Here is a 12,555-nt window from a genome sequence, read left to right on the forward strand (position 1 = left end):
CAAGGCCCTTCTTTTTTAAGAATATTGGAGATATTAGACCCCACCACCCAAAGACTGCCCAATTTCAGAAACTGCGGCGTCCTGACTCTCGTCACTTGCTCCCGTACCATTAACACTCTGAGCTGCAGCACTATAGTCATCAGTATTTGAAGCGGCCAGTTCCTCAGCCTCAAACGGCTCCATTTCTACCTCTTGATCTTCCTCATCGCCTGGCTCTTCTAGTTCAGCTAATTCTTCATCTTCCCAGTCTGCTCCGTTAGGTTCGGGCGCTTCCTCTGCTAGGTCCACCACATCGTCTTCATTATCCTCTTGTTCTTCATCTTCCTCTTCTAGCTCTTCGTGCTGTCCTTGCTCTTCTTCTAATACTTGATCGTCGTCGAATCCATCTGCTGCCGCAGCATCTGGCGTAGGATTATTTTGTACCGCTTGCGCAGCAACTCCCGGAGTAGCAGCTGCTTGAGCTGGCTGCGCTGGTTGAGCGGGCTGGGCCGGTTGAGCTGACTGCTGTTGCTTCTGAGCAGCATCATCAGGCTCATCGGTTTTAGGCTTGTTGCCCATTATCTTATCTTTAAGAGAACCAAGAGAATCCTTTATAAAACTACCAATACTACTCCTTAAATTAGACATGGCATCTTGCATGGCTTCAGAGGTTCTTAGCAGCATTCTCATATGGACTTTATATAAGTCCTGATCATCATCCTCATCTTTTTTGGGTGAGGGTTTTGGTAGTGGTGTATTTTGTTGCGGTTTCTGATTGGGCTTAGGCTGCTGCCCCTTTTTAGCGGTAGTTGGCGGCGCCCCTTTCTTAGTGCTGTCTTGTTGTCCCCCGGTACCACCGCCTGTACCACCCCCAGTACCACCGGTACCGCCTGCTGTATCAACCATATAATCACCTTTACTTCAAAATTCATTTAATCTATTAATTTAAACATAGCACATAAGACAGCGCGCTATTTTTTAGCTAAAATTAGTCTACTTATTATTATAATCCATAGCGATTTCTAAATCCTAAGCCGAGTATTATTTTTTATTAATAGATGACCTCTTTTGCCAGCTTAGATCAAGGTATTTTTTAATCATAGCAAATTGAGAATACTGAAAATTATCGTTATGCTTTATTTACTGTTTTTTTGCAAAATTTTTAATCAAAGGGAATTTATGAATATCGATGCCTTCCGCTGCATGCGTCAAGGGAAACAACTGTTTACCTTAAATCAACAAGACTCTTTTCTTTTAGCGCCAATCGAACAGAGGAATAGTAAAACTCATCGTGCTTTATTGTTACTGCATGGTTTTTCATCTTCACCGGCGGTTTTTCGCCTTTTACTTCCTTCGCTTACTCTTTACTATGATGCTGTCGTCTGCCCTGCGTTAATAGGCCATGCAGAAAATCTTGATTCATTTGCGAATACCAAAGCCGAGGATTGGATTTCACAAACTGAACAAACCTGTGAATTTTTAACCAAGCAATTCACTCAAGTTGACGTGATGGGGCTTTCATTGGGCGGTATATTAGCCTGTCATTTGAGTACACGATTCAATTTACATCATCTTTATTTATTAGCGCCCGCACTCGATTTACGCTTAGGATTGAACCATTGGCTTAAAATAGCCAAAGCATTAAATTGGCTAGGTTTCAGAAAAATACGCTCAGCCGCAGGCAATTTATACAGTTCTGAAAACTGCGAAATTGCTTATCGGCAATTACCAATTACAACCATCATTGAAATATTGACCTTAATCCAGCAATTTCAATTCGAAATACCCACCTGTCCCACCGATTTATTCTTGGGATGTCATGATGAGGTCATTTCTTCCTGGCGAGTTGCCGATCGCTTTGCAGATAAAGAGAATATTAATATTCACTGGCTTCCAAACTCAGCCCATGTACTACCTCTAGACGGAGATCAAAGTTCTATTCTTGCTTGCATCAAACAGAATTTAGCAAGCAAGAAAGCTGAAGCATGAGGGGGGTTCTCGATAGGCTTTAAGCGAATGAATTCCCGTAACCACGATGCATTACTTCGAAAGACCGGCAATTAAAGGTACCTCTCCTGGCGCGGAGCTTGGGCTATTGTAACGCGTATAATCATGCAGCTCGGGGCGATTCCAGTCCCGCATATCAAGTACAGAGCCGGCATAAGCCATAAAATCAGCTGAGGTCTTGGGTACTTTATAAAAATAGATATCGCTAGAATCTGTCGCTAAAGTATGTTGATGCTTTATTGCCATTATATCGGCTACAGAGCGATCATGTGTTTTCACAAATGCATTTTTTGCACGAAGATAGCGACCATTAAAATGAGCCGAATCCCATAACTCAACATCGAGCTTATCCACGGTACCAGCTAATTGAACCAGAGACTTGCCTCTTTGACAAATAGATAATAAAGGTGATTTCACCCAATACATGCATAATAAGGAATTATCAGCTAGATTAATTCGAGATAAACTAATGACACCGGATAACTGCACTTTAGTTTTGTTTATAATATCTAGCTGTAAATATTGAGTATTCACTCCACTAATCTGAATATTACCACCGCCACTTGCCTTCAGTTTACGCAAGACAATATAGCCTCCCAGCGTAGTGTCTCCCGAATTATCAATTGATAATTCAAGGAATCCTGAATGAATATTATTTCCTACAATGGTGCCCTCTCCCTCATAGGAAAAACCCTTTAAAACATTGGCATGAATTTCTGCCGTGACTTCACCAAAGTTAGGATGGCCTTTGGGCAATTTAATCAACAAATTATTCCCTTTAGGTTCAATAAGAACATTTCCTAAGTCTCGAGGATCGCCACGAAGAATGATTTCTTGATGTTTGTAACCGCTATGCAAACTGACATTAATTATTCCTTCAACCCGTACTTGGGTAAAGGGAGGGACGAAATGTTCCTGCGCTCTTCCTTTTAATGTTGGTGGGAGTACTTGTGGCTGATGAATGCAACTTGAAAGTAATAGGCTAAATATCAAGAAAAAATACCGCATCAACAGGATCCACGTTCTAGTTATCGAATTACCCTACATTAGATGAAGTTATCAAGATGCGCAAGATACAATTCCCATATTAAAACCAAGAATCGTTATTAAAATCGGAAATCATAATCTTTCCGGGACAAGTTTCATAATGCTCAAAATCTGGGGCTTTTTGCACCAATGATTGCAAGGATTCATTAGCCGGAATTAAGGCCGGTAACTGGATGTAAATATCGATTAACATACCCTTTTTGCAGCCCAAATAAACCTTTCGCGTTGCATTTCGCCCGAAGGAGCGGCGAATCATTTCTCTTAACTGTCCTCGTTGTACTGTATATCCTATATGTTCATGCAAAAACTGGCCTAATGCAGTTTGATTCGCCTCTCTATTTAAGCGGATTGCGAGAGAGAAATAATCATCAGCAGATAAGGTTTGACAGCTACCATGTTTGTTCCATTCATAGCGCTCAAGACAGCTACCATGGGCATAACTTGGCATCATTTGTTTTAGATTACCAGCGACAGTTGCACTTAAAGAAAGCGGGGAGTAATCGCAATTACGACTACGCATTAAACCATGACAATAATTATATTGTTGACCACAGTTTCGCTGGCTGGGCCATAAGCCATGTAATACGAGATGACTGGCTTGAAATGAATTAGAGCGCAGATGCAAACATTCCGGTTTACCCGTTTCATGCCCGTGAGCTTGGCAAAAGGCAGGCTGCCAACTAAGTGCTAACACATAAGAATCCGCCAAACCAGGACGTTGAATACAGGAACTATTAGTGCTTAACTGATAATTATACCCTCCACAATCGGTATTAACCCATCGCAAAGAATTAGCAGCAGGATTATTCCACTTAATTCTTAGCCACTTTGGATTAAACAGTCGATTAATCTCTTTGATTTCGTATTGTTGGCCCGGTTGGATGAATAGCTGCTCCGGATTAGTTTTTTTATTTTTAGACAGATAAGCCGGGCATGATTTACTAACAATCAAATGACCATTGACCTGGATTGACGAGTAAGAAAAAAGGGGGATTACCGCAAAAAATAGCACAATTAATCTTATCATTCGGTATCCAATTAAAGTCCGTATAAGCGGCAGATTATTCCTTTAATTTAACTCAAATTGGATAATTGAATCTAGATAAGACCAACGCTAGTCTCGTTTCAAATAATAAGAAAATAGAGCAGATGATGGGATCATCCCCCCTTTGTTGACGCACAAAGTCCGTCAACAAAGGGGGAAAGATGGAGGAAACAGCAAGATTATAAGGCGGTAACGTCTTCCGCTTGTAGACCTTTAGGTCCTTTAGTCACTAAAAACTCTACTCGTTGACCCTCGAGCAATGACTTACGATTAGCGGAGCTGTTGATCGAACGAAAATGAACGAACACATCGTCTTGACCATTATCACGACTAATAAAGCCATAACCTTTCTCATCATTAAACCACTTAACGTGGCCGGTTTCTTTTGTACCAGACATTTCAACTTTCCAAATTAAATTAAAAACAACTTGCACTAGTAGAACCCAAGGTAGAAGCATTTTATTGCGACGCGATTCGCTACTTTGAACTACAAAAGAGGGATTTCACGAAGAAAATGTTTCAACGAGGAATACAAAAAAGCACAAGTGGCAATATTATATCCTAGTGCTTATTAAATAGCGAGGCATTGATAAATATTTAACTAGCGTTTATCACTTAATACGTGGAAAAAGTAGGCTAAGCCTTAGCCAAACATTGTACCCAATCCGACTTCGATTTAATGAAGCGAGTTTTTAAAATGAATTTGTTGGGCTAAGTCTCAATCTACACTAATTCCGGCTGCCTAAACTCGACAAATTCTTTTTGTAATTGACTCGCTAAATCGAGAAGCAATTTATCTTGCCCTTTTGCTGCAGCAAATTGCACTGCAAGAGGCAGTCTTTCATGATACATAACCGGTATGGTCATAGCTGGCAAGCCGGCTTGATTAAATAACGAAGTAAAGGGCGAAAACTCCGTATTTTTTTGTAAATAATCTGCGAAATTATCATCGGTTGCCAGACTGCCAATCAACAGTGGTAATTGCGCTAAAGCCGGAGTCAAAATCACATCGATTTCCATGAATAATTCATGAACGGGCCGCATGTGTTGATAGACTTTATTTTTTGCCATAATTAATTGGGAAGCGCTTATCGTTTTACCTTGTGTCATAAACTCCCAGGTAACCGGTTCAAGCTCATTTTTCTTAACTTTTCGATTAAAAATCAACTCTCCATATTCGATTTCTGCGCAAGTATTCGCTGCAATCATGGTGATGACTGATTCGCCTATTTCAGCCAAATTCAAATCCAATTTCCGTTTAACAACATGATGCCCAAGCGATGTTAATAGGCGAATCGCTTGTTCTAACACATCAATACAAGGTTTAGCGACAGGTACGGGGGCAAATGCACCTTCTAGTAGGGCAATTGTTAGAGGACGTGAGGATTGGCGCTGCTTAGAAAGACGATGGACTGATTGCCCAGGATTTTTAAGATTCGCTACAGTCAATAAATCAAATAAGAGGGCAGAATCACGTACGCTGCGAGTTAAAACATGACTCGTAGCCAACCCAGACCAAGCTTCTCCTACTAAAGGGCCGGTGGATATTAAACCAGGTGTCGGTTTAAAGCCAAATAAGCCGCAGCAGGACGCGGGAATACGAATAGAACCACCGCCATCATTCCCCGTGGCGACCGGGGCTATTCCCGCTGCAACTGCTGCTGCCGAGCCGCCCGAAGATCCTCCTGGAGTACGTTTTAAGTCATAGGGATTTTTGCAGGGTCCATGTAAAATAGATTCCGTCACATAGGATAAACCCAGTTCAGGGACATTGGTCGTAGCAAAAGGCAACATTCCTAAAGCAAGTAAACGCTTAATAAAATCACTAGTTATTGGGGAAATGGCGGAGGCACAAAAGCGCGAGCCCGCAGTATAAGGTACACCTTCTATCATAAACCCCAAATCTTTTACTAGAACAGGAACCCCATATAATGGCTCATCGCCTCGCATCAATTTCAGTTGTTGATAAGCCCAATCGCTACAATCTGCAACGATAGCATTCAGCACAGGATTAACTTCGTGCATGCGTTTGATTGCGCAATCTAAGGCTTCTTCAGCACTTATTTGTTTAGTCCTTATGAGCTTAGCTAAACCATGTGCGTCTTGTTTATAATATTCACTAAACTGCATAGGATTCTTCCTAAAATTTATTTCAGTTAATCCCCGCAACGTTGACTCGGGGCTTTATGGATTTGTAAAAACTGTTTAACTCTATATAAGAGCACCGTGTTCAGACCACGGGAGTCGCTAGATAATCGCGTTGAGTCAAGACTCTATATTTCTCGGGAGTTGTTCCCTCTCCCGCGAAAGAAATCATCCTACTAGTTAGCCTCTTGTGCGGGCGAGGGAGTGAATAGACGTATCGACCTCTCCCTTTTCTCGCGCAAGAAATCTGAATAATGGACCAGGCTCTTCGCGGGAGAGAGCTTCGCCTACCCTAGGTTTCTAAGCCATTCTCGCGAATGGAGACTTATAATCGATGGATTGGAGGAAGCGGGTTATTATCCTTCTTCTCAGACGATGAAGAACGTTGGAAATTAGACACCGCCTGCCAGAGTGGTTCCCCTCGCCATGCTTTTTGCGCGCCATTATCATGGTATAAAACTTGGGAAAGCAGGTGAATTTGTTGTTTTAAAACCGGATCATCCACTAAATTTTCTAAATCGATTAAATTTAACAAATTGGCCACAGGCCATTGCATCCGTCCCCATCTCAGCATGGCATCCCTTGCTTGTCTTGGATTATTGCTTAAACAGGCTTGTTGCACTTGCCTTAAAGCTTGGCCTTTACTGGGTTTATCAGGATTGGTCGATCGTTGCCGACGCCAAGCGATTATTGTCATTAGCCAAGCGATGGCAAATCCACCCGCAGCCCACCAAGCAAAACTCGTATGAGATTTCGCTGTTGGTTTTTCTAAGGGTTTATTGTCTTGGGGTTGAGGGCTTAATTGTTGTGCAGGTTTAGTGGTTACAACCGCTGGAGAAGTTGGGATCGGCTTATGTTGTCCTGCAGCAGCAACCACATTAATAGTAAACCCAGGCAATGAACTAATTTCTTCTTTGGCGGTCACTGTGTTGAACCAAGGTAGGTTTAATGGCGGAATCGTGACTTTACCCACTTTATTAAGCAAATAAGTTACTTTCACCGTTGAAGAACCGATGAGATCTTGCTGTTTAAAACTATTGTTCACTATCGGTTTATCGGGATAAATACTAAATTGATCAGAGCTACCAAAATTTAAAGTAGGCAGCAATTGCGCGGGTACTGCGACCGCTTGCAAAGTCACCTTTCGTTCAAGAGTATTCCCCTCAGTTAAAGAACTTGTGTTTTTATCATAACTTTCACTCAAGGTAATCTGTTTAGCAGGTAGCCAATTTCTTCCTTTATTTTGCGCGGGAATGGGCTGTACTTTAAGCACGACAGGCTGCGCTGCCACATTAACACGCCTAGGTCCATTCAAATCATAAACTAAGGCACTAAATGTAGGCGGATTAATTTTCAAATCACCACTTTTTTGCGGAAATAAGGCAAATTGCTGTTCTTCTACGGCATAAAGTCGCCCATTATTGGTGACTTGATAGCGTCGTCCGTCACCAAAAGGTACAAACAGTGCATCATCAACCTTTGGGGGTAAATAATTGGCATCGAGTAATCGGCTACTGTTAAACAATTTAACGGTATAAATAACTTGTTGATTGACAAAAGGCTGGCTCACATCGGCATCAGCCAACAACACCACATCTTGCTGTTGGGGTTGTTGCATAGCCCCTGGTTTGCTTGTACTGGGTTGATTGCCAGAAGGTGGATATTGGGTAATTTCAATACTGATTGGGTTGGTTTTTTCTTGGCCTATTCGCAAAGCAGGGATAGGTAGAACGCCGCTGCGCTTAGGCGTTAATGTGATGGTCCACTCACTCACGGCGCGAACTTTACCGTTCATGATGTTGTAATTTATATTACTTTCTGTCCCCACAATCGTAAAATCTTTTTGCAAGGGCGTTAAATCAGGCACCGAATTAATTTGATTCCCCTCAATTCTTAAATTTAAGGTGAAATTTTCCCCCATTTGCACTTGGGGTGCCTCGACTTGCAAAGTAACAAGCGCAAAGGCGATACTATTACAGCCAATCAAAAATAAACTTAATAATAATCGTTTCATTGATACCACCCACCTTCTCTACGTAGATGATCACGCAAAAATTTTTCTCGCATCAATCCACCGGGATCATCTGGAATTAATTTTAACCACTGGTCTTTTGCTTGTTGTTTTTCAAGTTCTTCAGCCGATTGCGTATTATCCTTGCCTGTAGCGGCATTTTTATTTTGTTTTGCTTTTGTCTGCTGATTTTTATCTTGCTGATCCTGACCCTTCTGGTTTTTATCCTGCTGATCCTGACCTTGCTGATTTTTATCTTGCTGATCCTGACCCTTTTGGTTTTTATCCTGCTGATCCTGACCTTGCTGGTTTTTATCCTGCTGATCCTGACCTTGTTGGTTTTTATCCTGCTGATTTTGGCCTTGCTGGTTTTTATCTTGCTGATTCTGACCTTGCTGGTTTTTATCCTGCTGATTTTGGCCTTGCTGGTTTTTATCTTGCTGATTCTGACCTTGCTGGTTTTTATCCTGCTGATTTTGGCCTTGTTGATTTTTATCCTGCTGATTTTGGTCTTGCTGGTTTTTATCCTGCTGATTTTCGCCTTGTTGATTTTTATCCTGCTGCTTTTGGTCTTGCTGGTTTTTATCCTGCTGATTTTGGTCTTGCTGGTTTTTATTTTTCTTTAAAAAATCTTCCAATAATTTACGATTGAATAAGGCATCTTTATTATTGGGATTTAGCGCAATTGCCTGATTATAAGCTTTAATTGCTTTCTCATATTGACCCAGATGAGCTAGTGCATTTCCCTGATTATAATAACTCTGCTCATTTTGCAGCGATTGATATTGTTTTGCTGCCTGATCATAATCTCCGGCGCGATAGGCCGCGGCTGCACGCCAATCTTGGTGCTGAAAGGTAGTCTCAGCCTGTTTATATTGACCTTGCTTCATCAGATTTTGCGCTTGTTGATCTTTAGTTGACCACAAATCAGCCCAGCTCCAGGCATAACTGTTACAAGCAAAAACAGATAATAATAACAGCCACCAAACTCTCATGAGGTTATCCTCTGTAACCATCCTCGTCTAAAAACTGGCAACAAAAAGAGTAGAGCCGGCAATAAAAACCAGCGCCCTTCATCTCGCCACAAAGGTATATCGTTAGATTCACTGAGCATAAATTTTTCTTGATTGACCGAATTTGTTAACCATTGATCGAGATCATCAGAGGTATCGGAGAATGGAATTAATTGTCCCTGACCCGCAGTCGCTAAATCTTGATATAAAGGACTCAAGGTTTTATTAGCAATAATTGGCATGACCGAAGTATAGATTTGCTTCGCAGCAAGATCTTTCGCGACTGCCGCGGCAGCAGAACTGGGTGTTTCCCCAGTCAGCACCAGTATTTGACCTTGTTTAAAGCCTGCATTCTTGATCAATCGACCAGCCTCTTCTAAGGCCGTATCCAGCTGCTGTCCTTCCACAGGCATAATGTCGGGGTTAAGTGAGGACAATAGCGCGTCTATTGTTTGTGCATCATCAGTAAGAGGAGAAACAACAAAAGGTTCGCTGGTATAAACTATTAAACCAAATTGGCCAACATCACGACGTTTAAATAAATCATGTAATTTAAACTTAGCTCGAGTTAGGCGATCAGGGGTTAAATCACTGACTAACATCGAATTAGACATATCCAACACGATTACTCTCGGCTGAATTTGTCTAAATGAAGGTACTGGCAAACGCGACCAAGTTGGACCGGCTAAACTAATGCATAGGCATAATCCACTGATAAGCAGCGAGAACAGCGCTAAATTGCGTCGTCCTTGCCCTTTTGATTGCACTAAATGTTCAAGTAAATGCTTATCACAGACTGCTGACCAAGCATCAGATTGCGGACCTTTTCGCCATATCAGCCAAAATAATCCAAGCAACGCTAAAATTGCCAAAAGCCACCAGGGACGAAGAAAATGAAACTCAGTCATAGTTGGGTACCTCCCGGCGAGAAAAAGCAGACTGTAATCCTGCTTTTTTGCCAAGCCAATAGAGTAGCAGTATGAGTGCCAAACTGAGTGGCCAAGAATAATAATCTTGTTGGGGCCGGATGGTTGCCTGATCCTGACTCACTGTTTCTAATTGGTTTATGCTTTCATAAATCTCTTGCAGAGATTGGATGTCTGTCGCACGGAAATAACGACCTCCGGTAATTTCTGCTACTTTTTGTAAAGTTTCTTCATCTAAATCTGAAGAAGGATTCGGGTTAAAAAAGAGCCCGCCCGTTGCACGCGGATCAGATTCCGACCCCAAACCAATCGTGTAAATTTTGATATCATCGAGTTTTGCCAATTCAGCCGCTTTTAACGGCAGTAACATTCCTGAATTATTCGCGCCATCGGTTAATAAGATAATCATTCGCCCTTGCGCTGGAACATCTTGTAAACGCTTGACTGCCAAACCAATGGCATCACCAATAGAGGTCGTTTGGCCGGCCAAACCGACTGTGGCATCTTCTAAACGCAGTAGCACATTTTGACGATCATAAGTAAGCGGTGTTTGTAAATAAGCGCGAGTTCCAAACAAAATCAAACCAATGCGATCACCCACGCGCGCTTGTACAAATTCTTCTGCAGCACGTTTGACCACCGCTAAGCGACTAACAGGGCGGCCATTTAGCAGCATATCTGACAGTTCCATACTACCTGATAAATCCAGGGCTAACATGATATTACGACCTTCGCGGGTCAGAGGCTGAGGTTCACCGACCCAACGCGGTCCTGCTGCGGCTATAGCTAATAAGCACCAAATAACAAAAAACAAATTGATCTGAGTTTGTCCTGCAAAAGCCGTTTTTTTGTTATCGACAATCGGCAGCAGAGCATTGTAGAAAGGCACCTTCAGCGCAGTAGGCAATTGCAGCACGGCTCGAGGAACTAAAAACCAAATCAAAAAAGGCAGCGGTATGCACAATAAAACCCATGGGTCAGCTAGCTCAAACATGGTGCACCTCGTTGCTTAATCCAAGCGTTTGCGCAGCGAAATAGGGGCTGCAAATCCGCATCACTTGTCGGTTGATAAGGCGTTTCCAATAGATGAGCTCGCAGCTTGTTAAAATCAATTTTCTTTGAAGTCTTATCCAAAAAATGAAGCCATGCCTCACCTTGGAGACTAGCCACTTCTTCTCTGGGAAAATACACCAAGGCCACGCGACGCAATAATTCAGATACTTTCATACTACAGACTTGGCTATTACGTTCCTGTTGATATTCCTGTTCATAGGTCTTCAGTAATCGCAAAGCTTGACGTTTTGGTCTTCCGTTTAAATAAGCACGCCGGGCTAGATAGCTTAAAACCGCGATAAGAATTAAAATTAATACGAGTAAAAGATACCATCCAGGTGCCAAAGGCCACCAACTAATTGGGGTGGGTAATTTAATGTCATGTAGTTTTGCCAGTATTGCTTGCGACTCAGCCACGCGATCTCCTAGGAAAAGTCTGACGTACAACCTGCGGTAAATTGGCTTCAGCCGTCAATTGCACGTATTGGATTTGCAAGCGCTTAAATTGCGCTTGTAAACGAGCAATTCGCTCTTCACAGTAATTTTTATAACCTTGAGTCACCTCATGAATTGTTGTATCCAGCAATAGTTCTTGCTGCCCATCCGTGATCGCATAATGTTGTGGTTTGGGGGGGGAAAGCTCCAAGGGATCGCAGATGTGATAAACCAAGACATCATTATGGTAACGTAAGCGACTTAAATGTTGTTCGCTATCTGCATCCATATTATAAAAATCGCTAATCAACACTAAAATACTACCTGGTCGCAAAACGCGACGAACCCGGGTTAAGGCATCACTTAAAGGTTTTGATTGGGAGCCATTATTTACTACTCCCATTTGCGTGTACTGACTTAATGACGCTAATAAAGGTAGAACTGCTGTTTCTCGGCTCCGAGGGGTAAACTCATTGTGTTCTTTTGCTGAAAAAAATAAACCGCCTACCCGATCGCCCTGTTTTATTGCAGTCCAGGCGAGCATTGCGGCAAGACGAGCAGCGATGACCGATTTAAACGCTAACCGGGTGCCAAAAAACATCGAGGGATTAAAATCGCTGAGAATAACAACAGGGCGTTCTCTTTCTTCCTGATAAAGCTTGACATGGGGGCGACCAGTGCGCGCTGTGACTCGCCATTCCATATGGCGAATTTCGTCACCGGCTTGATAGTTTCGGGCTTCGGCAAAATCCATACCTCGTCCACGTAATTTAGACAAATGATTACCTGCCCGTATAGCACTCCCCACGGGATTATAATGCACACGCTGTGCATAGCGCCTCAGAGCGATTAACTCATCCAGTTGAACTGTAACCCCTTCAGTCATAGCAAATC

At 42.4% G+C, this 12,555-nt stretch carries 12 protein-coding genes; 1 reads left to right on the top strand and 11 read right to left on the bottom strand.

The window, feature by feature from the left end; all coding sequences use genetic code 11:
* Positions 1–33 precede the first annotated feature (33 nt).
* Positions 34–885 (bottom strand): hypothetical protein, encoded by an 852-nt coding sequence (locus tag Ldro_RS08325; protein WP_058495930.1) that lies wholly within the window; start codon positions 883–885, stop codon positions 34–36.
* 273 nt (positions 886–1,158) lie between these two features.
* Here Ldro_RS08325 and Ldro_RS08330 point away from each other — a divergent pair, with 273 nt between their 5' ends.
* On the top strand, positions 1,159–1,968 hold the full coding sequence (locus tag Ldro_RS08330) for an alpha/beta hydrolase (RefSeq protein WP_058496096.1): 810 nt from the start codon (positions 1,159–1,161) through the stop codon (positions 1,966–1,968).
* Positions 1,969–2,019: 51 nt separating this feature from the next.
* On the opposite strand, the gene Ldro_RS08335 is transcribed toward Ldro_RS08330, so the two are convergent.
* From Ldro_RS08335 to Ldro_RS08380, 10 genes are all read right to left on the bottom strand, one after another.
* Positions 2,020–2,994: a GIN domain-containing protein gene (locus Ldro_RS08335; protein WP_058495931.1), complete on the bottom strand. Its 975-nt coding sequence runs from the start codon at positions 2,992–2,994 to the stop codon at positions 2,020–2,022.
* Between the two features lie 79 nt (positions 2,995–3,073).
* Positions 3,074–4,060, bottom strand: a complete 987-nt coding sequence (locus tag Ldro_RS08340) for a ribonuclease T2 family protein (protein WP_083497917.1) — start codon at positions 4,058–4,060, stop codon at positions 3,074–3,076.
* A gap of 197 nt (positions 4,061–4,257) precedes the next feature.
* Positions 4,258–4,476 (bottom strand): cold-shock protein, encoded by a 219-nt coding sequence (locus tag Ldro_RS08345; RefSeq protein ID WP_058496098.1) that lies wholly within the window; start codon positions 4,474–4,476, stop codon positions 4,258–4,260.
* Between the two features lie 325 nt (positions 4,477–4,801).
* Positions 4,802–6,208: an amidase gene (locus Ldro_RS08350; RefSeq protein ID WP_058495932.1), complete on the bottom strand. Its 1,407-nt coding sequence runs from the start codon at positions 6,206–6,208 to the stop codon at positions 4,802–4,804.
* Positions 6,209–6,548: 340 nt separating this feature from the next.
* Complete coding sequence (locus Ldro_RS08355) at positions 6,549–8,237, bottom strand: BatD family protein (RefSeq protein WP_058495933.1); 1,689 nt, start codon at positions 8,235–8,237, stop codon at positions 6,549–6,551.
* Positions 8,234–9,229: a tetratricopeptide repeat protein gene (locus tag Ldro_RS08360; protein ID WP_157066476.1), complete on the bottom strand. Its 996-nt coding sequence runs from the start codon at positions 9,227–9,229 to the stop codon at positions 8,234–8,236. Before Ldro_RS08360 ends, Ldro_RS08355 begins: the two co-directional genes overlap by 4 nt.
* Positions 9,226–10,155, bottom strand: coding sequence for a VWA domain-containing protein (locus tag Ldro_RS08365; RefSeq protein ID WP_058495935.1), 930 nt, complete (start codon positions 10,153–10,155; stop codon positions 9,226–9,228). Before Ldro_RS08365 ends, Ldro_RS08360 begins: the two co-directional genes overlap by 4 nt.
* A complete protein-coding gene (locus Ldro_RS08370) occupies positions 10,148–11,167 on the bottom strand; it encodes a vWA domain-containing protein (protein WP_058495936.1) in 1,020 nt (339 codons plus the stop codon). The genes Ldro_RS08365 and Ldro_RS08370 overlap by 8 nt, the downstream gene beginning before the upstream one ends.
* Positions 11,155–11,643, bottom strand: coding sequence for a DUF4381 domain-containing protein (locus tag Ldro_RS08375; RefSeq protein WP_058495937.1), 489 nt, complete (start codon positions 11,641–11,643; stop codon positions 11,155–11,157). The genes Ldro_RS08370 and Ldro_RS08375 overlap by 13 nt, the downstream gene beginning before the upstream one ends.
* Positions 11,636–12,547 carry a DUF58 domain-containing protein gene (locus tag Ldro_RS08380; protein ID WP_058495938.1) on the bottom strand — a complete coding sequence of 304 codons (912 nt, stop codon included), beginning with the start codon at positions 12,545–12,547 and terminating at the stop codon, positions 11,636–11,638. Before Ldro_RS08380 ends, Ldro_RS08375 begins: the two co-directional genes overlap by 8 nt.
* Positions 12,548–12,555: the final 8 nt, after the last annotated feature.

Source organism: Legionella drozanskii LLAP-1, from assembly GCF_001467585.1.
Lineage (GTDB): Bacteria > Pseudomonadota > Gammaproteobacteria > Legionellales > Legionellaceae > Tatlockia > Tatlockia drozanskii.